Annotated in this window: 18 protein-coding genes; 3 read left to right on the top strand and 15 right to left on the bottom strand. The window is 29.3% G+C overall.

From position 1 onward, the window contains the following. Positions 1-449: 449 nt before the first annotated feature. Positions 450-1736, top strand: coding sequence for a tyrosine-type recombinase/integrase (locus IEV72_RS02680; protein ID WP_188457543.1), 1287 nt, complete (start codon positions 450-452; stop codon positions 1734-1736). Positions 1737-1851: 115 nt separating this feature from the next. Continuing rightward, complete coding sequence (locus tag IEV72_RS02675; RefSeq protein ID WP_188457542.1) at positions 1852-2133, top strand: helix-turn-helix domain-containing protein; 282 nt, start codon at positions 1852-1854, stop codon at positions 2131-2133. Positions 2134-2199: 66 nt separating this feature from the next. Here IEV72_RS02675 and IEV72_RS02670 read toward each other — a convergent pair whose 3' ends face one another. The 4 genes from IEV72_RS02670 to IEV72_RS02655 form a co-directional block, all read right to left on the bottom strand. Further along, complete coding sequence (locus tag IEV72_RS02670; RefSeq protein ID WP_188457541.1) at positions 2200-2808, bottom strand: recombinase family protein; 609 nt, start codon at positions 2806-2808, stop codon at positions 2200-2202. 283 nt (positions 2809-3091) lie between these two features. Further along, the gene (locus IEV72_RS02665; RefSeq protein WP_188457540.1) at positions 3092-3391 is read right to left on the bottom strand and encodes a hypothetical protein; all 300 of its coding nucleotides are present in this window, start codon (positions 3389-3391) and stop codon (positions 3092-3094) included. A gap of 38 nt (positions 3392-3429) precedes the next feature. Then, entirely contained in the window at positions 3430-3792 is a 363-nt protein-coding gene (locus IEV72_RS02660; RefSeq protein ID WP_188457539.1) for a hypothetical protein, read from the bottom strand. 11 nt (positions 3793-3803) lie between these two features. Further along, entirely contained in the window at positions 3804-4379 is a 576-nt protein-coding gene (locus tag IEV72_RS02655; RefSeq protein WP_188457538.1) for a hypothetical protein, read from the bottom strand. A gap of 488 nt (positions 4380-4867) precedes the next feature. Here IEV72_RS02655 and IEV72_RS02650 point away from each other — a divergent pair, with 488 nt between their 5' ends. After that, complete coding sequence (locus tag IEV72_RS02650; RefSeq protein WP_188457537.1) at positions 4868-5746, top strand: IS982 family transposase; 879 nt, start codon at positions 4868-4870, stop codon at positions 5744-5746. A gap of 42 nt (positions 5747-5788) precedes the next feature. Here the strand turns inward: IEV72_RS02650 and IEV72_RS02645 are convergent, their stop codons facing one another. The 11 genes from IEV72_RS02645 to IEV72_RS02595 all read right to left on the bottom strand — a co-directional run bounded on the left by IEV72_RS02645 (position 5789) and on the right by IEV72_RS02595 (position 23555). Then, positions 5789-6367, bottom strand: a complete 579-nt coding sequence (locus IEV72_RS02645; protein WP_188457536.1) for a hypothetical protein — start codon at positions 6365-6367, stop codon at positions 5789-5791. A 267-nt stretch (positions 6368-6634) separates the two neighbouring features. Continuing rightward, positions 6635-7837: a GIY-YIG nuclease family protein gene (locus tag IEV72_RS02640; RefSeq protein ID WP_188457535.1), complete on the bottom strand. Its 1203-nt coding sequence runs from the start codon at positions 7835-7837 to the stop codon at positions 6635-6637. Further along, positions 7830-9800, bottom strand: a complete 1971-nt coding sequence (locus IEV72_RS02635) for a DEAD/DEAH box helicase (RefSeq protein ID WP_188457534.1) — start codon at positions 9798-9800, stop codon at positions 7830-7832. The genes IEV72_RS02640 and IEV72_RS02635 overlap by 8 nt, the downstream gene beginning before the upstream one ends. Positions 9801-10230: 430 nt before the next feature. Continuing rightward, positions 10231-10800: a hypothetical protein gene (locus tag IEV72_RS02630; protein WP_188457533.1), complete on the bottom strand. Its 570-nt coding sequence runs from the start codon at positions 10798-10800 to the stop codon at positions 10231-10233. 4 nt (positions 10801-10804) lie between these two features. Further along, positions 10805-11233 carry a protein-export chaperone SecB gene (locus IEV72_RS02625; RefSeq protein WP_188457532.1) on the bottom strand — a complete coding sequence of 143 codons (429 nt, stop codon included), beginning with the start codon at positions 11231-11233 and terminating at the stop codon, positions 10805-10807. Next, positions 11200-11481, bottom strand: coding sequence for a hypothetical protein (locus IEV72_RS02620; RefSeq protein ID WP_188457531.1), 282 nt, complete (start codon positions 11479-11481; stop codon positions 11200-11202). The genes IEV72_RS02625 and IEV72_RS02620 overlap by 34 nt, the downstream gene beginning before the upstream one ends. A 250-nt stretch (positions 11482-11731) precedes the next feature. Next, on the bottom strand, positions 11732-14443 hold the full coding sequence (locus IEV72_RS02615; RefSeq protein WP_188457530.1) for a class I SAM-dependent DNA methyltransferase: 2712 nt from the start codon (positions 14441-14443) through the stop codon (positions 11732-11734). An 83-nt stretch (positions 14444-14526) separates the two neighbouring features. Next, positions 14527-16521 (bottom strand): DrmB family protein, encoded by a 1995-nt coding sequence (drmB, locus tag IEV72_RS02610; RefSeq protein ID WP_188457529.1) that lies wholly within the window; start codon positions 16519-16521, stop codon positions 14527-14529. Next, positions 16514-20209, bottom strand: coding sequence for a helicase-related protein (locus IEV72_RS02605; RefSeq protein WP_188457528.1), 3696 nt, complete (start codon positions 20207-20209; stop codon positions 16514-16516). The genes drmB and IEV72_RS02605 overlap by 8 nt, the downstream gene beginning before the upstream one ends. Beyond that, complete coding sequence (locus IEV72_RS02600; protein WP_188457527.1) at positions 20199-22553, bottom strand: DrmE family protein; 2355 nt, start codon at positions 22551-22553, stop codon at positions 20199-20201. Before IEV72_RS02600 ends, IEV72_RS02605 begins: the two co-directional genes overlap by 11 nt. 120 nt (positions 22554-22673) lie before the next feature. Further along, entirely contained in the window at positions 22674-23555 is an 882-nt protein-coding gene (locus IEV72_RS02595; protein WP_188457526.1) for a PDDEXK family nuclease, read from the bottom strand. Positions 23556-24379 lie beyond the last annotated feature (824 nt).

The following is a 24379-nucleotide window of genomic DNA, read 5'->3' as shown; positions in this document are numbered from 1 at the left end:
AAATAGGTAACCAAACCGAAGTCCAAATATAAGTAATTATTGTCAAAGATACTAGCCTGCAATGGATTAGCCTTTTTTTAGGGTAACCGAAAAGGTAACCAGCGGTAGGTAAAATATGGTTTTATTTGGTTTTCCTAGAAACAAAAAAGCCTTGAAAATCAACTATTTAGTAAAATTTAGTTGTATTTGCAAGGCTAAAAGTCGGGGTGGCAGGATTCGAACCTGCGACCTCCTGCTCCCAAAGCAGAAGAAATACCCATTGTTTACTACATTTTATTATCTGTTTATATCATATAGTTTTGAATATGTGATGATTATAGAATGTTTGTTACCATGTACTATTAGTTTACTTCCTTATTTATTCACAAATAATTCACAAAAAATTTTAAGCAGTTTATTTCTAAACTTTTTGAAATTCTGTGATATAAATAAAAAAATCATTTAAAAATATGAATTCAATTACTCTAAACTTAGAACTTAACAAAAGTCATAAAAACAAACGTGGACTTCATAGTATCCGACTTTTTATTTATAACTCATTCACAAAAGAAAGATATTATTTTAGAACGCCATTCAAGTTGTCAAAAGCGGATTTTGAAAACTCTTGGATAAAAAATAAGTCTGCTGCTAAACATAGAAATATGAACTTAGAAATGTCAAAATTCTTAGACAAAGTAGATAATTGTATTCTCAAAATGAAAAACTTTGATAAAGATGAGTTTAAAGAACTTTTCTATGGCTCTGGTGGTAAAAAAAATCTCAAATATTACTACAATAAGAAAATTAATGATTTTAAGGATATTGGCAGCTACGGAACAGCTCAAACATATTTAAATTCACAAAAATTTTTAAAAAAATATAATAATGATAAAGAATTAGATTTTAATCAGATTAATTCAAAGTGGCTATTTAAATTTGATAAGTATTGTACTGAAAATGGATTACTTTCAGTTAGTTCTCTTGGCATATATCTAAGACCTTTAAGAACTATATTTAATCTTGCTATTCATGAAGGGGTTATTCCAAAAGAAAAGTATCCTTTTGGAAGATTTGGCTATACGATACCTCAAGCAGAAAACAAAAAAAAAGCATTGACTAAGAGTCAAGTACAACAGCTCTTCGATATTAGACCTAAAAGTACTGCACAGAAAATGGCAAAGGACTTCTGGTTCTTTTCATACCTCACAAATGGACTTAATTTAAAAGATATAATAATGATAAAAAATAGAGACTTAAAAGATGATTATTTTTTATATGAAAGAAAAAAAACACAATATAATGTAAAGAAAAGATTTACATCAAAAATATACCTCACAGATTTTACTAAATCAGTACTTAACCAATATGGAAATCCTGACCCAAACAAGCCTGACGATTTTGTTTTTAATATTTTAAATCGGAACATGAGTAATGAAGAACAGTACAAGAAAAAAAAGGATTTTAATCGAAGAATTAATCGACATTTTTCCAAATTAGTTGAGATGTCTGATATAGATGAAAAGGTTTCATTTTACTGGGCTAGACATTCTTTTGCAACCATTTCAATTCTAAATGGTGTTCGTTTAGAAGCAGTAAGTAAAAAACTTAATCACACTTCGCTCGAAACAACAATGCTATATTTTAAAGGTTTTGAAGAAGAAACTTACCAAAAAATTAATAGTAAAATTTTAGAGTTTTCAAATCAGGAAGATGATGATAAACTAAGTAATTTACAAAGTAGTCTATCTATTAAGTAGTAAGTGACGCCTAAAAAGACTTAGTAAAACTTTTATTTTTAAAATATTAAATGAAAAATATGAAAAAAAATAAAACTTTTTTAAAAAAAATCATATAACTATAAAAGAGATAGTTATGGAAAATATAAGTTTTAATGATTTACCCGAAAAAATAGGAGAAATACTTAATTATGTACAAAAGTTAGAAGAAAAAATAGACAGACTAGGAACTGTGAAAGATGTTAAGCATCATTTTGATGCACAGGAAGCTGCAGACTTTCTAGGTATAAAAATAAAAACTTTATACAACTTAAAAGATAAAAATGAAATTGCATACTGCAAGCCAGCAAAAAAACTTTACTTTTTAAAAGAAGACTTAATGGATTATTTGAAAAATTCACGTTGTCAGAGTAGATAGGATAGTCAATTTCTTAATGTTGTATTGTATGTAAGAAAACTAAAATTTCATTTATAAGCAGATAATTCATACTACACTTTTAGTAAACCTTTTAATTTTTGTAACTGTATTATAATGAATTCCAACAATTTTTGCAACTTCAACATTCTTATAGCCTTTTTCGATTAGGCCTAAAGCCTTTTTGTTTTTGGGTTTATTCAGAAATTGTTGCAGATTTTCTTTACTTCCTTTCAATCTTCCTTTATAAACCCCTTTTGCTTTAGCAATGGCTATTCCTTCAAGCTGACGCTCTCGAATCAGCTTTCTTTCCATTTCAGCAACAACGCCTAAGATTGAAATTACCATTTTGGAAATATCATTTATACTTCCATCTTCATTTAATGTTTGCAATCCTTGTTTGAAAAAATTAATATTTACTCTTTTATTATTAAAGTAAGCTATAGTGTTTAAAATATCAATTAGGTTTCGTCCTAACCTATCAATTTGGTGAACTGTAAGACTAAGCGAATTGTCTTTTTCAACTAAGTCTTTGATTCTTTTTCCTCCAACACGGTCAAAAAATGGGATTGCACCTGAGCACTTATCTTCAATTAATAAATCATAATTTTCGGAATCAATTGATTGTCTCTCGGAATTTTGTTCAACTGTACTTATTCTGACATATAATATTTTCATTTTATCATGTTTTTAGATTTATAGTACCTCTACCCTATTTTTGTGAGTTATCGGGCATAGAATTATAATTTTTCATCATCTTTTTAAATTTTAAGATTCACAATTTTAAGTGTACTCTAAAATTGTGATTTTAGAGTGTTCTTGTATCTTCTTATCTACCTGCTTGATGTATACATTTATTTACAAGCATATTTTTTATTTCACTAGAAATAGAAAATACAAAAGGATGTTGGTTTTGCTTGTACAAAAAATAGCGAAGATTTTTGTAGATTCATTAAAATTACTACTCATCTATTTCAATTAGTTGTTTTTTCACTAAATCAATTTCAACCTTGATATCTTTTCTCAATCCTTCATCATCATTTTCAGAGTCAAATACGATGGGTCTTATAAATTTCATGACCAAAGCATGCGATATCACTAGTCCAATCGCTGCCTTAGAATCATAATTTACGTAAGTCCAAATGAAGTAGTATATAACAGCTATAAAAAGCCCAAAGAAGAAATTGCTTATCAAAAATTGAACGATTTTTAACATCACTAAAACTATTTGCAAAACTGTTTTATCTTCTTTTTCTTCCATGCTCATTTAAGTTTATATTTCATTACTTGTTTTATTTTTTACAAGAATTCAGCAACTAAATTTCTGAATTTGACCGATTCTTTATAGACATTTTTAAAATCAGAATTTTTAAAAATACTCTCATCTAATTTTTCTCCTAAATCATTGTAAGAACAAGCAAAATTTAAATCTTGATGGAATTTGATAAACTTTTCAAATTCAGTACTTGGCCAAATTGAGTAATAATAAAAGTAACTTTCATTAATTTCATTCGTTCCAAAATATAACTCATCAAAGTTTTCAAAATCAGAGTTATTTTTGATATCAATTAAGAATTTCTCGAGTTTGACATCATAATTATTTGCATCAACACTTCTCAGTTTATTAGTTGCTTCTACTTTTACGTATTTTAATGTGTTCATGTAATTGGATTTTAGCATTCACTGTTTCTAAAATCAAAGCCTAACCACGCTCGGTTATTTAATTCATTTACAGTCATATCAATAAATTTACGAGTTCCTCTCACGCAGAATGTTACATTTTCAGGTTCTTCGACGTCATCCCCTTTTAAGTATAATAGTACTTCGTGGAATTTTTGTTTAGCAATATCAAATTCCCTTTGGTTTGGGACTCGGTAGATGAATATATCGCTCTGAAAATCAGGAATATGAATGTTGTACCGTTGAGTATATATCTCGCACAGACTAACGATTTTTTTCAAACCATAGATATTAAACTTTTCCTTTCTTCTTTCATCACCTCTTTCTATATCCTCAAATTCTCGATAAACAAATCGTTTAATATCTTCATATTCAGCATGCTTAAATTCTACATCTTTGAGCACATCAATAGTTTTTGAACAAAATAAAGAAAGCTTTTCACTGTCTAAAATGGTTTTTTCGATAATTTTTTTCGCTAATGAGATATTGACGTTTACATTTTTTTCTTGCTCGTTTAGTAAACTTAAAACAGTTTCTAAATCATTTCGAGTGTATATTTTTTTTGTCATATCCTACTTTTTTGTGATAAATTATCTTATTTTTAGTACTATTATTACATTTTTTGCATAAATAAGAGAAAAATATCAGTATTCATTAAAATTTTAATTTTATTTAGGTCCTTTACTTTAATTTTTATAAAATGGAAGTAGTATGAACAAAGAAATTAAGCAAAATACAATCATATAGCTACATTTATTTAATGTAAACAGCTAAGTGATTTTTAAAAACTACTAAAAGTGTGTAAAGGTCTAGTGAAACGTAGGCTTTAAATATTTTGCTAGGGGATAGTATTTTATAGTGGTACTTTAAAGGTATAATCTGAATTGAAAAAAAATAACATAAATCTACTTAAAAGTAAAAATTCATTTAAGAGAATGTTTAAAATAGTACTAAATTGTTTTAAATACCCGTTGTGCATTATAATTTAGATAAGAAAGTTGTTCATTGACTTACAAATAAGTCGTATATTTATTTGAATATCAAACAATTAAATACTATGAACAACTTTGAAACAAATTACAATAAAATTTTAAAAGTTTTAAAGGGAATTACAAATAAAGAGCAGTTTCTAAGACAAAACAGACAACCAAAACTAAAAGATATTGAGTTAATCGCTATAAACTTAACTTCTGAATATTTAAGTTTTGATAGTGAATGTCAGTTATTTAGAATACTTCCAGAATTTTTAAAACACAAAATAAAACGCTCGGTTTACAATAGGAGAAAACGAAAATTATTTTTTGCTATTGATTTTTTAAGAAACGAGATTTGTGAAAAACTTATTGAATTTGAAAATTATTTTGTAGTAGATAGTATGCCTTTAGAGGTTGTTAAATTATCAAGAAGCAACAGCAGTAAAATCTGCAAAGAAGATTTTTTCAGTGCTCCAAACAGAGGTTTTTGTGCAAGTCAAAACATGCATTTCTACGGCTATAAAATCCATGCTGTATGTTCCGTTGAAGGTGTTTTTAAAAGTTTTGATATTAGCAAAGCTTCTGTGCATGATATCCATTATTTAAAGGATTTAAAAAACCAATTTAGTGATTGTGTTATTTTGGGTGATAAAGGATATTTAAGTGCTGATTATCAATTAGATTTGTTTGAGAGCAAACGAATTAAACTAGAAGTTCCAATGCGAAAAAATCAAGATAATTATAAGAAACAAGCTTACATTTTTAAAAAGAAAAGAAAGCGAATTGAAACCTTATTTTCTCAACTATGTGACCAGTTCATGATACGTAGAAATTATGCAAAAACTTTTGATGGATTTAAAACTAGAATACTTTCAAAATTAACAGCTTTAACTCTCATTCAATACATCAATAAATTTATCTTTAATAGAAATATTAACAATTTAAAAATTAACATTGTTTAAATGCACAACGGGTTTTAAATATTTAAATTATTGTTTAATGATTTAATCTATGTTCCATTCATTAGATTCATCGTTATCAAAAGCTTGGCGGTAAAAATCATCATTCATGCTACCATAATATGAATCTTTTTGTTGTTGAAGTCTAAAATTGTTATCTCTTTCTGCATCTTTCCACATATTTTTTAAAAAAGCGCCTACTGACGTATTTTCTAATATACCTAATGTTTTTTTTATAGTAAATATTTCTTGATAAGGTTCAACATTACCACCAATATAAATTGTATTAGATTCAAGGTCATTTAAGTACACAACTTCTTTTAAACCGAATGGCTCTAATAGACTGATTATTGATTTTAAGTCTTTAGTGTCCACATTTTCACCAATTTTTATATTAAGCTTTTCTGGTATATCTTCAAATGATATTTCGCCTAAATCGAAAATTGAAATAGTTTTTGCTACACTATCTAAATCTTCACCACTTAAAACTGTAACAGGTATATCAAAAAGTAAAAAAATTCTGTGTAAAAAATCAAAGTTTTTACATTTATCGTAAATAATAATATTTGACTTTGGTTTAAAGGTTTTAAAACGTTCTATTAACGATAATTTTATATTTTCCATTATTAGTACAATTTTTACAAAATTTTTTTTAACTTTTGCAATGTACAATATTTTAAAGTATAACAAGAATATGCTTTATAAGACCATACATATAGAGTATTGCAAATTTAACTTTTAAATTATACAAAACCCTAGTATATATGCAACGCATATACCTATATAGATTTTTACCTTTTAGAATCTTTATATATAGTTAAAGAAAAATCTATCATTAGTATGCGATTTAAGAATGTTTAATCATAATAATTAAAAATAAGCTTAATTATACTATTTTGTGACTTTAACAATAAATTTATTTTTAAAATCATAATGATAGTTGATGATATCCCCAGAAATGATTAAACCTATTGCTCTTTCAATTATATCATAATGAACAACAAACCATTCTCTTGGGGTTATTCTGTTATTATTTTTATCATAAATGTCAATTTGTAATTGAGCTGGTTTAAAGAATCGATGTATTAAGTTTTCAAATTTTTGGGTATTTACATTTACACATTTAAAGCTTGATATAAGCTCTACATCTGCGTTTAAATAGGTTGCTTCTTTACTAGCGTTTATTAGTCTTTTTTGAACTGGAACGGTTGAAAAACCTATTTTATAAAGGTTCTTGATTTTACTTATTTCTGGGTGGTTTGACTTTGATTTTAATACATAAATCCAACCTGTTTCTTGGTCTTCGGTATCTAACTGTTCTGCGTTTGTAAATAATTCTTTTTCACTGTCTTTTTCTAAATCGGTTACGATACGACCACCTTTGTATAATTGCTTGCCTAATGAGCGATAAAACATATTGCTATATGTACCATTGTCGAAAACTGTTCTTGTACGTACGTCTTTTCTGGTTCTTTCGCCAAATTCTCTAACGGCTTCTGAAATATCTCCTACTTCCAAATAAAGCATTACCCCGTCTAATATGTAGAATTTACCTTCAATTAAATTCTTTTCTACATTTTTAAAAGGTTTTAAACTTCTTAAACCTAGCTTTAATTCTTTATGCACTTTTTTGAATAGCTTATCGTATTTCTCAAATTCACTATCTGACATCGGTTTTCGTTGCGCTACAAAATCTGCTTCCTTTTTTTCTTTTGGTGTATGTTTAAAATCAAAGATGCTTTCATCTACATCGTCTTCATCAAGTATTCCTAAATCATCATTTAGGATATCGTCTATTGATTCAGGTTTTTTAGGTTCAAATAGTAGGTTATGTCGGTCTGCATCTTTTAATTGAAACTTCTTTTTATCATTTTCTCTAAACCCTTTTAAACGCATGTATAAACGCATTTCTGTTATGCCATTACCTTGTTCCGGTTCACGGTTGTGTTCATCTATAAATGCATTGACTTCTTCAAAGGATTCTAACAAACGTGTATCTGCTGTTTTTACTTGTGATGATGTGTTATTTTCATCTAGAATACCTAAATCATCATCTTCAAAAATATCGTCTATGCTTAATTTCTTTTTAGGCATTTTTGTTTCGTTTGCGTTTTAATTCTTTGATAAAAATAACAGCTTCTGCCATTCTTTTTTCTTTTGGGTCTAATGATTTTATGTCTGGATTTTTACCTGTTTTTTGTACCCAAGCTTTAATTTTAGGCCATAAAACTATTGCTTCATCTTCCGTCATTTGAATTCTAGATGCATCAATGGTTTCCTGAATGGTTCTCAGTACTTTTGTGGTTACTGATTTTGATAGAATTTCGAAAGCTTTTTGAAATGGATTGATGCTATCTATTAAATCGATATGAATATCGTCTATATTGACAAAGGTATCTGCCATTTTGATGAATTTACGATTGCCTTGTTCTTCAATAGTACCGTTTTTTATAACTGAATCTGTAACGATGTGTTGCCTTACTTCTTCTATTTCATCATCTGATAAATCAGGATAAGTTTCTTTAATGATTTTTGGAATTAAAACCTGATTGATGACTTCTGGCTCGATGTTTTCGCTTGGCATTGCCTTTAGCATATCATTATCTTGCAAAATCTTTGCTTTCAAATCGTTTAAATCAGATTCAATTATCTGACTTACCTTAGCGGTTGATGGTTCTTTAAAGCCCCTTATTTTAATGGTGCTTTCATCTTCATTTACTTGATGTCCACTTGCATTTCCTTCTTCATATTCGTTTTCATCATCTTCACTATATTTTGCTTTGAACTTAAAATTAGGTGCTAATACTTGTTCCATTAACAACGAAGCGGTTATGGCCTTCAACATATTATTTACAGAGATTTTTACTTCATCATCTTGTGCATCGGGTTGAGCGATTAGGTTGGTGAATTGTGCATGTGTTTTATTTTCACTATCTCTTGTTGCTCTACCAATTATCTGAATGATTTCAGTTAATGAACCCCTGTAACCCACCGTTAAAGCTTGCTCGCAATAAGGCCAATCAAAGCCTTCTTTTGCCATACCTAAAGCAATAATCATATCAATATCTTCTGCTGATTTGATATTACGTAAATAGTTTTGAATTTTATCTCTTGCTTTTTGGTCGTCATTTACTAAGTCTGCTATTTTAATGAGCTTTCCTGTCTTGCTTGACTTTACATACAGAACTCCTGTTACAGGGTCTTGGTATTCTAATTCTCCAATAGTTTCAAGGATTCTGTTTACTTCTTCAAATTTATCTTTGGTCGATTCTCCTGAATTGACACTAGGAATATGAATGATGGTTTTTTTGTTTTCATCTAATATTTCATGAATAGCCGATGTGTATTTACGTTGGTAAAAATGATAACCTATCCCTAATGATTTTAGGTATTCATATCCATTTAATTGTTCGTAGTAATCGTATTTTACTTTGATGAATTTAGCTTCTGTTTCGGGCAATAAAATCGGTACGCTGTCTCCCCTAAAATATGAACCTGTCATAGCTACAATATGAGCAGTTGACTTTGCCATTATGGTATTTAAAACGCTTCCTAAGCGATTAGTGCCTTCGGCAGATACGTGATGAAATTCATCTATGGCAATTACGGTATTATTGAATTCTTTTTCTTCTATGGCATCAAATGCAAAACGAAGTGTGGCATGGGTGCAAATTAGAATTTCTTCATTGCTGTTCATAAAATTAATGAAGGCATCTACTTTTGATTTTTCACTACCTGGTGTACATAAGTTGTATTTAGGATTGGGATTCCAATCTTCGAAAAAACCAAACTTTTTCAGCTCAGTAGGTGCAAATGAACTGCCTATAGAACGTTCAGGAACGGCTACAATTACTTTTTTTAAGCCTTGTTCCCTTAGTTTGTCTAAACCTATAAACATCAATGCTCTTGACTTACCCGATGCTGGTGGCGCTTTTATTAATAGGTATTGCGCTGACCTAGCTTCATAAGCTCGCTCCTGCATTTCACGCATACCCATTGCGTTGGTTTTCTTACTTTTTCCTGTTTGTTTGTAGGTTACGTTTACTAAGTCTGGCATGGTGTGTTTTTGAAAAGTTTATCTAATTATATATGTAGTATATCTAATCTTTTTATTCGTTAATTACTGTATATCATAACTTTAAATAAAAGTTTGTCTAAAAGTTTAACTAATAAAAATTGCTAATGTCTATTTTAGTTAAACCATAATTATGTTGTTTTTATTTTCATCTGTTTATATTTATTGTTTTTCAGTTGTCAGATGCGACACGTATAATCATTCTCTTGTGTGTAGAAAATTTGTACATGCGTGTTTCATTTATTCTTGAATCCAGCATTTTATTTATCAAACTTTTAAAAATAAACAAAAACAATTATATTTCTGAAAATGAATGGTTTATGATTTTTATTTTTCATTTTATTTTTCGTTTATTTTTTTTTGAACATAAATCCCGTCTAAGTCTCGACTATAGTTTAATAAAATATATAAACTAAATCGCATACCCATCGATATACTCATCTGGGTAAACGATTTTATAATTTCTAAAGTTTATGTTGTTAAACTTTAATATACAGAGTTGTATTTCTGGTTTGTATGGTAAGTATTGGAATGGTCTGTTTGGTTCAAAAATAATTCTGTAATTTGGTTGATAATCTTTTGACTTTGAGTTTATGCCGTATGCTCTTATCACACTATAATTTGGTAGTATTCGATTAGATTGCATAAAATGTATCACTCTACTTACAGTAGTTTTACTAGTAAGCATACCTTTTTCTTTCATAAAATCTATACTATCACCAAAATCCATCAAATGCTTAGTATTACCCACTAAATCAAAACAATTATTATCGTCTAAATCTACAACTGCTTCGCATATTATGTATGAACGATTACAGTGTGACACGCCCCACCAATGTGCATTTTCTATAAAGGAATCCCAAAAGTAATAACCATCACCAAGCCATGAATTTCTCCAATTGCAATGGAAAGGACCATCGTTTTCCACTTCATCTGGATTTTCTTTATTTTCTAGTGTTTGATAAATCTTTGTGTTTTCCAAACTTTTACTCTTTGATTACTTGCGTATTATCTTTAAGTGGCTTCTCTAATGCTGATAGATTTAAAGTAGGTAACATGATTTGGGGTATGTTAGCTTGATTTGTAACCATGCTTACATATGCACGCATATAAGGGAATAAAATAGCGATGCTGTTTCGGTAGAAAAAATCGGGCACATCATCGATACTGTTTACATCATCAAATTTAAAAACACCTACACACTTAACTTGTACAAAAGGTGCTGTGTCTTTTTCTTTTGAAGAAAAAGCTGAAAAAATAAAAGATAAAATATATTTTTTTTCATTTACTATAAACTTACCACTAGGATTAAAATCTACAAATAAATTTTCACTAGTTCGTTGATTCATAACGATATGAACTTCATTGAAATAATATTTTTCTATTGAGAAACTTGCTCTTTTTGTGTTTTCCATGCTTTACATTTTAGATAAAAAAAATCCGAACTAAAGTTCGGATTTTCAAAGTTATTAATCAAGTTTTCTGGAGGTAAATTATTCTGAAATTTACCAACATCTATTAATTGCTTAGATACTTCAATAAAGGTTTCTACGCTTGGGCTTTCAACTTTATCGTATTTTTTAGTTTTTTCCCAATCTTCCTTTACTTGTTCTGGTGATGTATTTTCGAAATACATCTTCAATCTTTCAAGTATAGTTTCCATTTTATTTTGTTTATTGAGCCTAACTCAGGATGCAAATGTAGTATATAAAGCTTGTTTAACAAAAGATTTAAATATTATTTAATAGACTTGACTCTGTCTTGCTTATTTCTACACAAATCTTGCTTAATTCATATAAACAACTGTAAAACAATATTTTACGTTCTTAATTATTACCTTGCTTATTTTAAAATACATCTTGCTTAATCTATTTTAATTCATTTTCACAGAGGAACATTAGTGTCCCCCTGTGCTATTTCACTTTCTTTTTCCTGGTCTTTTTCTGCTTCCCACCACGGCGGGCAGGTTGAAACAAGGTGTCTTTAGCTATCATCTTTTCGTACTCCTTAAACAAATACTCTAAACGCTCGGTGTCGTTTTGGAAGGGTTGTAGGCGGTAGCAACGCTCTACGGCTTCGTCTAGGTCTTTGTGGGCTTGGCGTAAGCCTTTGGGCATTTTATCGGGGTCGTACAGCTCTGCCATGGTTTTTTCGGGATGCTTTTCTCGTTCTTCCAAAACCGCATATACATTTTCTTCGATATTGGCTTTTTTGACTTTACTTATTTCGGGGAATGGGAAGGTGTTATAGCAAAGCTGAGAAGAATATCTTAGTCTTGACTCTAACCTTCCCGCTACTGCTTTCACCCAAACCATATGCATATTCGATGATATTATGCCAAAAAGCCAAGGTTCTGCATCATATATAACAAAAGCAGAATTTGAAACTATCCAGTTTTTATCTAAGAAACCAATAGGAATATAATTTCTACGTTCAGATGAAACACTTGGTATAATTACTGACGAACTTTTTTTATATCTAATTTCACCAAATTTGTGAGGAATACTTGCTAGTTTTTGAGTTTGTTTTTTCTTGCTATTTAATCTCATTTTTTTGCAACTATCCAATCTCATAGCTATTTCATTAATCTCCCCAGCTTCTTTAATATCATCATCCGTTAACCATAAACAATATCTATAATTCCCCTTAATGAACTCATTTGCACCAATATATTTTTTTATGTATTTTAATATTTGATTATTATTTTTATATTCTTCAAACTCTGTATCGCTTATTATTAAAGCACCTCCATCTTTTGGTGCATTCCCTAAGCAGATTTCAGGAATATTTGATAAAGGACTATATCTGTTTGTTATCACTAAATCTTTAGAATCAGTTAAATATGGACTAATGTTTTGTACATACTTATAACCTATATCTGAATATAAAACTTTTGAGCCATTAAAAGAATTGCTTAAGCCTATTATAACTACAGAAACACCTGCATTTCCCTTTGCATTATTATTCCACTTAAATGATTGATGCGCAAAAAATATAGCCAATTTTTTCTCTAGTAAATGAGGCCATAATAAGCTTACCTGAGTGCCTTGACAAATTGAGTTGGTAGATACGAAAGCTAACTTAGAGTTGGAATCCTTTAAAAAGTTAGAACCTTTAATAAACCAGCAAGTTATATAATCTAAATCTTTATAATTTTTTTTCCCTTGAAATACAAAATCCATATCTTCTTGTTGTTTGGTATCTCTTAAACTTCTACCCAAATAAGGTGGATTCCCTAACAAATAAATTTCATCATCTTTATGTTTAGGGCAAACGTCTTCCCAATCGACACGAGTGGCGTTGGCGTGTGTTATGTTTCCTGAAGCTTTTAAAGGTAAAATGGGGTTGGATTTACCGAGTTCGAGTTGGTTTTCAAAATATTTGTTCATTTGGTGTTCTGCCAGCCATAGTGATAATTTGGCAATTTCATGGGCAAAGTCATCTATCTCTATGCCATAGAATTGGGTGAGCTGTATGTTGGAATAAATAAAGCTTTGTTGGGGTTCGGTCTCTAATAAGGCTTGCCAGATTTCAATTTCTAGTTTGCGTAATTCTTTATAAGCAATAATCAGGAAATTACCACTCCCACAAGCGGGGTCGAATATTTTAAGCTTGCTGATGCGGTCTAGTAGTTTCCTTAGCTTTTTAGAGTTGCCTTTGGCTTTTTCTAATTCTTCGTATAAGTCGTCTAGAAACAAAGGTTTTATCACCTTCATAATATTGGGTACAGAGGTGTAGTGCATCCCTAAATTTCCCCGTTGGTCTGGATTCACAACTGCCTGAATCATGGACCCAAAAATATCGGGGTTGATGTGACTCCAATCTAACTCACCACTTTCTTCGAGTATATTTCTAGCTTCTTTATTGAATTTTGGAATGCTAATCACATCTTGAAACAATCCCCCATTGACATAAGGAAATTGGCTGATATAGCTCGCTTGCTTGCTATTGTCTTTGGTGTTTAAGGCTTTGAATAGTTTGTCTAAATACAAGTGTACATCGCTCCCGTCTTTTTGGGTGTGTTGCATTAGTGTATTGGTAAACATGCCTTCTATGGGGAAGATATCGGTATCTTCTGCAAAAAAGCAAAATAGCAAACGTGAGAAAAATAGGTTGAGTTCTCTTACTCCGTTTTCTAGTATTTCAGGATTTTCTTCAATTAAAATATCATACAACTTTGCCATACGGTAGGAAGCTTTTCTATCGGCTTCGTTTTCGTTACTGGCGGTATAGACTTCTTGTCCTGCCCAAGGCAAGAAAAATGTATGATTTTTAGGTAAGTCTTTTATGCTGACCTGCAAGTTTTTATTGGTGCGTGTATCTTTAGCGGCAATCTCTTTATAGTTGGTAATGATAATAAAGCGTGGGTTATGCTTTAGGTTTTCATCCTTGCTATAATCGTCCACCAATGCCATTAGGTTATCGCTTTCTACTTCTTTAAAAAAGAGTTTCTTTTTGTAGAGGATTTCATCTTTATTTTTGGCTAGGTTGAAATCTCCTTTTTGAAGCCTGGTAATGGAAGTTTTGGAAATGCCGTAGGCACGTAATAAGTCGTATATAAAACGTTCTGTATTGAAGTTGTTAACGAGTTCTTGTACTTTATCGTGAATTTCGGTTGATGTCATAATCTGTAATGGCTTGTTGCTTCAAATTTAGGATTTTTAGCTTTATACAATCGTTTTGTTAATTTACATCTGTTTTTAAAATTCTAAATTAAATTATTTCTGTAAAACCCAAAAGCTGCATCTATTAGTAATGCTCTATCCAAATAACTATTAAATTCTTCACATGATGTTTCTGGAAGAAGACCACACGAATAACAAGACGCAAGGTTTAGTCCGCCTACACCTTGACCTTCGGAATGATAACAGATTGGGTCAGAAGCACAATCTTTAGCTCGTGCTAAAGAAGAATATAATATTTTAGAAAACCTTTCAGGTTTTGCCTGAGAGACTAAGCCACCAAAACTTCCTTCTGCTCCAGCCATGGTATAAATCAATACACCTTGCATATCGTTTTCATTTACATAAAGCCTTTCTGCGAGAGATGTTGCTGGATAACCAGTTAAAAATTCTAACTCTTTAATCAAAATATGAGAAAATGTATGTATAAATAGAAAAGTAGTTAAATATTCTAAATTGTTTAGCATTTTAAGCTTTTCTTCGGAAGGTGTGAAAGTGGAAATTTCTATATTATTTTTTAATGCATCAATTCTTTTTTTGAAAGATTCATGTTTCGAACAACTTTTAAACCAATTACTAATCTTTTCCTTATCAAAATCAATAAATATTCCCTCTCCAAAGCTTTCTATTCCAGGTAATAATTTGGTATTTTTTCCTTTTGAAGTTGTGTATTTAGCTTTAACAGCGTGTTGGCTTACAGGAATGTAATCTTCCATCGTTTTGTTAGCAAACAGGTCTTTGTCAATTGGGTCTTGACGACTATAACCTGTTTGAACTGATGTTAACTTTAACCTATTAACTTTTAGTAATTTGCTGATACCAAAATTGACTAACTCATTTGAATTTACTTGCTCAAAAACAAGGTTTTTATCGTCAGGACTTTCGTTAGTTACTAAATACTGATATTCTCTTAGTCTGTAATCAACTTCTTTAATGAAATTCTGATTATCAGGAAACATAACTTCTTCAATCTGACTTATTGTAAGTTGAAGCTGTTCATTATTTATCTTTGCTTGGATTTTTTCAGATGAAAATTCAGCATCTTCATAAAGAGTTTTGATTTTATCCTTAATATTTTTTTTGATTTCGAGAGTAGGTAAGTACAAACTGTTAGTTATTAAAGGGTAGTAAACGCTATTACTTGTGCGAATAACAGCTTTAAACATTACTTTTTGTACTTTTCCCTTAACATCTAAAACTGGATTTCCTTCAGCATCAACAATGGTTTTAATTTCTCCGTTTTGGTTGAAATCTGGAACACGTAATCCCATTAAACCAATCAAAGATTGCTGTTTAGCATTCGTTTTGCAGTCAGGATTTTTACACTGTATTCTAACTCCTGTAAAGTCTGGATTCCGTCCATCTTTGATATATTTTAAATCTTGTTTATTACAACACTTTCCGTTAAAAACAATTTTCTTCTGACCATTTTCATCTTTTTCTCTGGTTAAATTTGTCCAATTGTGCCACGGAATGTCCTTAATATTTCCATTAGGTGCTGTCATAATAAACCTAACTTGCTCTAAAACATAGTATCTTCTCTTTTCTTTATTCTTTTTTGCTTTTTGATAACATTTATAACATTTTGGAGGCGTAAAAGCGTCATCTAATTTATTTCTATCCTTACTGTGAAAACCGATTTTCCAACCTTTGTACCAATCATCAATATGCTTAATACTATTACATTTATTACAATACATCCATTTAGGGAAATATTCAGCATCAACTATATGGTTTTTTAGTTTTGGTAAAGAAGTATTATAAAACGCAGAATAATTCGCAGGAACTTTAACTATTTGATTTAAGTCTGGAAAATAGAATTTTAATCGTTTTAATAAACGGTCATCATTAATACTTTCGTTTTCCTGAACTTCAATTTTCTCTTTTTCAATTAGGAAGAAATATTTCCATTTATCAAAATCCTTTATCATTAAAGCTCCATCAATTGTTTCAATTATTGAACCAACTCCCCCATATGAACTAATTAATTTTCTTGTTTGTAATTCTGTGTATTTAGCCATTTTTTCTAATGTTTGGTAGTCCAACTCTAATAAAGGAATTTGTATCTATTTCTCTCATTGATTGCATAACAGACCATAAATCATCATTGTCAAAACTTTTTTCTGCTGGTTTTACAAGTAAACCAATTTCTGTGTTTGTAGCTTCATAATTTTTTAAATCATGATTTTCTATCTGCTCTAACCAATCATCAGAAAGCACCTTTAGCTTATTTTCAAATAATTGATAAACTTTAGAATCAGTTGAATATCGTTTCTTGATATCAGTTTTTAAACCATCTAACATTTCAGGTTGAAAATATTGAGCAGAATTATTTGATGCCATTCCTATAACTTTATGCCTAACATAAGTTATCATTATACTTGCCAGCATTTTTTCAAGTGTGTTTTCTGTAAAAGGTGTTAAGCTAACCGGTTCTACACTTTTGTAAAATGCTTGATGAAAAGGAATAAAATGTTCAAAATGAGATTTATCTCTTGCTCTATTTGCATCCAACAAATCAATAACTAAACCTTTATATTTTCTACCAACTCTACTTGAAGCCTGAATATATTCTGCCACATTTTTAGGTTGGCTATTTATAAGCATTACGTTAAATCTTTCAATGTCAATTCCTACGGAAATCATATTAGTCGCTAAAACTAAATCAATTATTCCTGATTTTACATAGGTATTTCCATTTGGATATTTTTGTATGGTCTCTTTATTAAAAGTGTTTTCTTCTAATCGTTTTAAAGTTTGTTTGATTTTTGTACTATCAATTCTACTTGTCAACTCTTCATCACGATTGTATAAATATTCGTAATTAAAGCGATTATTTGGATTGTCTCCATATAACTTCTTTTGTAAAGCAGAAGTAAAAGTTGAAATTTCATCTCCAACCTTATTATGAATCTTACCTACATCTTTTAAGCTATTATAATATGAAATAAGCGTCCAATACTTGTCAAATATTTCATAGTCATTTACCCCATTTAAAATCAATTCTTTATAAACTTCTAATCGAGCCACAAACAAATTGGCAAACATTTGAAGTTGCGTGTCAATTGATGATTTTCCTGTTGGAATAAAACCAATATATCTTCTTGTACTCTTTGTTGTTGATACTTTTGCAAAAAAGCTATCTGAAGAACTCAAACCTGAAGGTGGAAAAACATTTACAATTTTATCATTGCCATACAATGCTTTTATTTGTTCATTTGTATTTCGAGTTGTTGCAGTTGATGAAATTATTTTTGGTTTTCTGCCATTTTTAGAGCATAGTATTTCAATAACACTCTCAAAAATTCCTGTAATTGTGCCTAAAGGACCAGTTAGAAGGTGTAATTCATCTTGAATAATTAAATCTGGTGGTAAACTTTCGTTTAGTGAGTTGAAAAAACTGTTTCCTCTTGCTTTCCATGCTAACATTGCAAATTTATCTACTGTTCCAAAAAGTAGAGTCGGCGGTTTTTCATATAGCATTTCATCAACTACCTGAATAGGAAGTTTATTATGGAAATGACATTTTTTGTTTACGCACCTTATTTTAAACTTTGTGTCCTTTTTCTTTCCTTCAATTTTAAAACCAAATATCCAATTATTGAGTTCGTTTTTAGTTATGAGCTTTGTGCCACACCAAGAACAAGAGCTAACCTGAAACACGTTTTTGTTATCAGGAATTCCATCTTTTTTATTGCACTCTTCATTAATGTCTTCAACTTTTTCCTCTGCTTCTTTTAAAGAATTTGGGGTAGAAGACATACCTACCCACATTCCTATTGTTATTGGTTCTTCTCTTAATTCTTGTTCAAATTGCGTTCTTAAAAACTCTAAGGAAACAATTAATCTTGAAGCTCTTTCAAATTGCTGGGCTGTAAGTAATCTCAGCGTGTAACGCATTATTACTGAAGTTCCTTCATACCCTGTTTTATTCATTAACCTGCGATAAATTATTGTAAAAGCACCAACAGCTAAATACGCTTCGGTTTTTCCACCACCTGTTGGAAACCATATTAAGTCAACAATTTTATTTCTTGCATCAGATTTTAAGTCTGTAATGCTATCAATATTTAAAAGTAGAAAGGCTAATTGAAACGGTCTATATTTAGGTTTTCCAAAAGATAGTTTATCGAAATTATAGTTTTTGAAATAGTCAATACTATTGTAATCAATAGTTGTATCTAATTCTTTTAAATCTTTTTCTTTACCAGAAAAATTATCATCATTTGATATTATAATTTGAATTAGCATAGCTGAATTTGCTAATTGAAAAGCTCTGAAAATTTTATCGTATTTTAGTAACTCAATGTTTAATTTTAACCTGTTAAGATTGAAATCTAAGTTTTTGAAAATATGGTTTTCAATTTCTTTATTTGATGAGCTGATTTTCTTTTGCTCTGAAATCCAATTTCTATATAGATTGACAAAAGTTTTTAATCTTTCGATTATTTCAGTTTTGTTTTCATTTGAGAAATGTGAAAGACTATAAATGTCTAAGCTTTTATTAAGTAAATGAAAATCATTTAGATTGTCTTTAAAATCTTCTTCCGAAAAACTGTTTTTCGTGTTTTTTACATCATATTGTGGTAAGAATGAAGTTTGGATAGTTTCCTTGGTTTTTTCCCAAACAACAGAGCAGTTGTGACCAATCCCATAACTTAATTTGTCCTTGTACAAGTAATTTAATACTTCTGCTTCTTTATCTAAAGGATTCAGTTCAATGTAAGATTTATAAGGGCTTAATTTTTTGAGGATAACTTTAATTTTGGTTTGGAAAATACATTTTTGGTTTAAAAGTTCTTTTGCATTTGAAAATTGATTCGATGGATGTTTATCTGATGTGTTTGCCAATTGTATTTTAACATATGTACAATTTGGATTTTGTTTTATATGGTATGTCTTTAAAGTGTAAGAAGCTTTTAAATAATTGCTTGTTTTCTTTTTTAGATTTCGCTCAAAAATTGTTTTAGGTTTAAAAATGTCTGAAATAGATATTTTCTCGTTTATAACAATGTTTTCTCGTTTCCAAGTTCTACCAATTAGCTTTTCAAAGATGTGGAATATCGGTGGAAGTGAGCTGTCTTTAAAACTATCTGACTTTTTGAAATCATCAAATTGGACAAATTCTTCTGTTCTAGGTGACCGACTTTTACCTTGTAACTTTCGTTTTAAAATCATATAACCATCTTCGTAGTTTATAATTTTTTTGAAAGGAAATGAAGGATGATTGTTAAACTCATCAAAATCCCTTTTAGATACTTTTATTTTTATATCACTTGCTACTTGAGAATATAGACCAAAACTAAATTCAACATCAAGTTCTTTAACTCCATTTTCAATACAAAAAGTTAAACCAATATTAGATGGGAAAAATGTATTTTGAGATATTTTCAACTCATCATCTTTATTGTCGCCTTTATTGCTGGTTGTAAAGCTTTTATCTGTTGGTTCTTTTTCTTCAATTTCAACTTTTAAAGCATCTTCATTATCAGATTCCGTTTCGTTTGCGACTTCACTTTCAGCAGTATCTTTTTTTATTTGTTCTGGAAATAAAACACCTGTATAATATCTTTGTAAAGGATAATCTGATATTATTTCTTCACTTTTATCTTTTTCGGTTACGAAAATATCTGAACCAGGTCCCAAAAGGCCTTTTTTAATTCTTTCTTGAAAAATATCTCGTGCTATATTATCGTGATTATTGCTCATAATCAATTGCTTTTATTACTTTAATGGTTCTTTCTTTTGCGTTTTGGTCAACAAATTTTTGAATTTGTTTTGTTGTAAACTGCTTTAACAGTTTCCCTTTTCTTTTATGTTTGATGTAATCTGATATTTCTGAACTGAACTTCCTACCTAATGATTTCATTATACGATTGTAACCTATTCTGTGTTTAAAAATATCATTATAATTGTGGTTCAATTTATCAGAGTTTATTGTTTTTTTAATTACAGATAAATCTTTTTTCCTTTGAGGAAATTTCACGTCACTTTCTGGTCTAATCCAGTTATTAAGAGTTAGTGCGTTTTTAATTGATAGACCGTTTTTTAAAAGAAGTTCATGTAATTCATTCAATGAATTATGCTCTTTGTAAAATAATTCCAGTTCTGACTTCCATAATTTGGAAAACTCTTCTATTTTAGTGAATTCTCCATTAATATCGAATTCTAAAGCTACTTGGTATAGTTCTTCTTTAGAAGAATTATCGTAAACTCTAATTTTGTCTCCCGTTTTAAGGTTTTTAACTTTCTCAAAACGTTCTTTTTGGTTTATTTTTAATAACACAGTTTTATTTTCGTCTAATTCTAATTTTTCTATGTCATTTTCAAAAGTTAATTCTCTTATAATATTTGTTGTAAAATTTTCGCAATAGTCAGGGCTTATTTTAGCTTCTTCATCTTGACTAAAAAGTCTTTTTATTAGTTCATCAATGTTTTCTTTTTGTTCTATTTCTTTAAATGAAACATCAGATATTGCCTTTCTGTCAGTACTTTTTAGTTCGTGAAATGTTTCCCTGTTCAACTTAGTGTCACAATTATTGAAATGTGTTTCTTCTTGTGGATATAGGATAACATTAATTTTATTAGAATTATACATCATTGACTTTAAGTGATTATATCCAAAAAAACCTAAAAAGACTATTGTTTTGTTTTTAACAGTTAAAGAATTGAACTCTTTAAAAGAAATAACATTTTTTACTTTATGAGAATTAATTTCTTCTTTCCAAATTTCCAAATATTCTTTAGGCACAATTAAATAGTCTATTTTCTGATATTCTTCAATCTTTTTAAATTTATAATGTGCTGTTTTTTTAGAGTTAATTAATACTAAAAATTTATCTAATATTTCATTCCAAACATCATCATAGTCATATTCTCCAATATCTGATAATATAGTTTCTACAATGTCTTCGCCTTCTTTTTCAAAGTAAATTAAAGCATTATCAAGTTGTGTGAGTAGTCTACTGTTAGGTGAAGGAATTATTATTGGTAATATGTTCCGCACATATTTGTACAGCTCATTTAAGCTAATTCCATAGTCTTTTTCAATTTTTTGAATTAAGATATTGAATTCATTTAAAGCGATTGTAAACGCTTCATTATTAACTATTACTTTGTTGATTGGGTAAGTAGTAAAGTAATTGAAGTAGTCTAATTCAGATAATGTCCATTTCCATTTTTTTAAGTTTGGAATTACATTAGTATTTAAGTCTGTACTTCCAATTAACAAGCAATTCACTATTCTTCCATTGTTTAAATCTTCCGTAATCTCAAGATAACTTTCTCTGTATTTGTTTTCTCCAATGAAAGTTATATTTCGTATCATGATTTCTTGAGTTAAAATGTGTTTTCGAACAGTCTCATAATCATTGACTATATAAATCATTGGGTCAATTGGAATGTTATCTGACTGAATGCCAGATTTTGTTATATATTGAAAAGGAAAGGCCTTGTGAATTGGTTTTTTTTCTAATTTATATTCTTTCAGTTCCTTTACAATACTTTTATCAGTTACAATAATAGATTTATATTTAAATTGTGACGGTACTTCTTTATTAACACCAACTACATATTTTTTGAAAAAAGTTCGATACGAGCTAAATGTTTTATGAATCTTCGTAGAACTTGCACTAGCATAGGTCTTTATATAATTTTTTAAGTTGCTTACAGGCACATTTGGGTATCTCGTATTGGCTTTATCTTTCTTTATTAATACTGCTTTTCTTTCATTTATTCTTTCTATTACAAACCTATTCTTTCCTCTTTGCAAAGTATCACCTTTATTAAACACAGTTGAATCATCGATGAAATTGTCTATAAAGTTATAAAAAGCAATAATAAAAATTGCTGGAATGTAAAATTGAGATTTGGTTTCTTTATCTGGGATATAGATTAATGTGTTGTTATTTTCATCTCTAATCGTTTGATAAATTAAATAAGAATTTATCATTTCAAATTTATCAAATCCTAAATCTGTAATATTAAAGTTTCTCTTTAATTTTCTTTCGGAAAATTCAATAAGAACTTCTAAATATTTATAAATACCATCCATGATGTTTAAATAAATCTTAAAATTAAGACTTTAGGTTTAGATATAATAATCCATAGCATTGTTTTATTCTATTTGTAAGTTTTTAGTCCATATATTATTGCTACGAATTTGCGTATATTTTTATAAGTCAGATAATTTTGTGTTCTTGTCTATTAATAACCATTCAGTCCATTGCCAATATGGAAAATGCGGATTTAAATCAAGTCCATTCTCTAATATTATTTTTTTTCTCAAACCGCTGAATGAATAAGTTTCTCCAGTATCATCCATTTTTAAACATTTACTGCCTTTTCTGTAAATAGTAGCAATTTTTTCCATTCCTTTAATTTCGCTTAATGGTATGTACTTTACCTTTTGACCAACTTTAATTTTTTCTTCCTGGAATAGTTTTGTTATGTATCTACCTTTTCTTTTTTTACCTGTGTCTTTTAGCGAATCAAATTCATTTACAAGAAAGTTTCTTGCAATAAATTCATTTTCATCGTCTTGAAAATAATCAAATGTTAAAACATTAATCTGAAGCCCATTACCAGCAAGATACTTACATATTCTTTCGGTAATTAAGTCAATAGAAGAACCAACAATATAGATTTTTTGGTTTTCATTGATTTCAATATCTTCTTCGTAGTCATCAAATTTTTCAGACATTAATTCCGAAACACTTTTTTCAATTCCGTTTTTAGTTAGAATATCATTTATTCCATCTTCATCAAGCGTATTTATCCAAGAAGCATAATCTAAAACTTGAGCTGTAACTTCTCTTGTTGTTAAACCTCGTTTAAGTTCTAAAACAATTAAATCTCCATTTTCGTCAATTGCTAATAAGTCAATTTCTTTTCCATGGTCCGTTAAAATTTTAGAGCCGATAAGAATCGCATCAGGTAGAACGATAGAAATATCTTCTTCTATCCATTTATGAATTCGGTCTTCGTAGTCTAGGTTATTTGAGTTGATTTCGACTAATTTATTACTTTCAACTTTCCAAAGTTTTGTTTTATCCATTTAATTTTCAAAATTATGTCCAACGTTTAATATAAAGGTAAATATATTTATAAACCATAATTTGAGGACAGGACAATTTAATTAATATCATAAAAACAGTTATTTAATAATTTAGTTATTCTGGTGTTAATAAAGGATATTTTTTACGATGCTAATGCTTTCGAAACTATATAATACTTGGTGAGAAGTATTGTTCGTTTTCTTCTTCCTGGCATGTATCGATTTCGTCATAGAATTTAAAAGCTAGTTTTTCTGCTCTCTGTAAATAGTCATTTCAATCTATTTTGATAGGTTTTTAATTTTTATAGTACGTAAAAATGACTTTTTAAGCTTAATTCCCATTAATTGGTGTTTATGGATGATAATATTAGATTTTAAATGTATGAAATTAATGTAAAATGTGGAAATTTAATTTGGGGTTAGGTATTAGCCATTAGCTTTTAAATTGCTATAATGATTAACAAATGGCTCCAATATGACTAACGGATATTACGACCGTTAAAGTGCTAGTTCTAACCTTTTCATGTAGCTAATAATCTATTTATTGTATTAAGACCACCAACCCAAATTCACTGATTCAGGGTCTTCGGTAACTTGCTCAATAAATTTAGCATCAGTATACTTAAATATAATGCCTTCCCTTTCATTATTTGATAAATATGGTGTGGGACTAATTTTGCAAATAGCATAATTATAAGAGCCAATGTCAATTTTATCTAAAAGTTTTATTTCTGATATTCTTGTTATCCCAACTAATTCTGTGTATTGCTGTTTAGTTGGTTTTGTAGCTCCTTTTTGAACAAAGATGTATTGCCCACTTTGTT

Origin of the sequence: Psychroflexus planctonicus, from assembly GCF_014640195.1 — a bacterium.
GTDB classification, from domain to species: Bacteria; Bacteroidota; Bacteroidia; order Flavobacteriales; family Flavobacteriaceae; genus Psychroflexus; species Psychroflexus planctonicus.
The sequence above is the reverse complement of the archived record's forward strand: the minus strand, read 5'-3'. Positions and strand labels throughout refer to the sequence as shown.

Coding starts and splice junctions, on each gene's coding strand:
- IEV72_RS02680 (WP_188457543.1), top strand. CDS start 450: ATGAATTCAATTACTCTAAACTTAGAACTTAACAAAAGTCATAAAAAC.
- IEV72_RS02675 (WP_188457542.1), top strand. CDS start 1,852: ATGGAAAATATAAGTTTTAATGATTTACCCGAAAAAATAGGAGAAATA.
- IEV72_RS02670 (WP_188457541.1), bottom strand. CDS start 2,808: ATGAAAATATTATATGTCAGAATAAGTACAGTTGAACAAAATTCCGAG.
- IEV72_RS02665 (WP_188457540.1), bottom strand. CDS start 3,391: ATGGAAGAAAAAGAAGATAAAACAGTTTTGCAAATAGTTTTAGTGATG.
- IEV72_RS02660 (WP_188457539.1), bottom strand. CDS start 3,792: ATGAACACATTAAAATACGTAAAAGTAGAAGCAACTAATAAACTGAGA.
- IEV72_RS02655 (WP_188457538.1), bottom strand. CDS start 4,379: ATGACAAAAAAAATATACACTCGAAATGATTTAGAAACTGTTTTAAGT.
- IEV72_RS02650 (WP_188457537.1), top strand. CDS start 4,868: ATGAACAACTTTGAAACAAATTACAATAAAATTTTAAAAGTTTTAAAG.
- IEV72_RS02645 (WP_188457536.1), bottom strand. CDS start 6,367: ATGGAAAATATAAAATTATCGTTAATAGAACGTTTTAAAACCTTTAAA.
- IEV72_RS02640 (WP_188457535.1), bottom strand. CDS start 7,837: ATGCCTAAAAAGAAATTAAGCATAGACGATATTTTTGAAGATGATGAT.
- IEV72_RS02635 (WP_188457534.1), bottom strand. CDS start 9,800: ATGCCAGACTTAGTAAACGTAACCTACAAACAAACAGGAAAAAGTAAG.
- IEV72_RS02625 (WP_188457532.1), bottom strand. CDS start 11,233: ATGGAAAACACAAAAAGAGCAAGTTTCTCAATAGAAAAATATTATTTC.
- IEV72_RS02620 (WP_188457531.1), bottom strand. CDS start 11,481: ATGGAAACTATACTTGAAAGATTGAAGATGTATTTCGAAAATACATCA.
- IEV72_RS02615 (WP_188457530.1), bottom strand. CDS start 14,443: ATGACATCAACCGAAATTCACGATAAAGTACAAGAACTCGTTAACAAC.
- drmB (WP_188457529.1), bottom strand. CDS start 16,521: ATGGCTAAATACACAGAATTACAAACAAGAAAATTAATTAGTTCATAT.
- IEV72_RS02605 (WP_188457528.1), bottom strand. CDS start 20,209: ATGAGCAATAATCACGATAATATAGCACGAGATATTTTTCAAGAAAGA.
- IEV72_RS02600 (WP_188457527.1), bottom strand. CDS start 22,553: ATGGATGGTATTTATAAATATTTAGAAGTTCTTATTGAATTTTCCGAA.
- IEV72_RS02595 (WP_188457526.1), bottom strand. CDS start 23,555: ATGGATAAAACAAAACTTTGGAAAGTTGAAAGTAATAAATTAGTCGAA.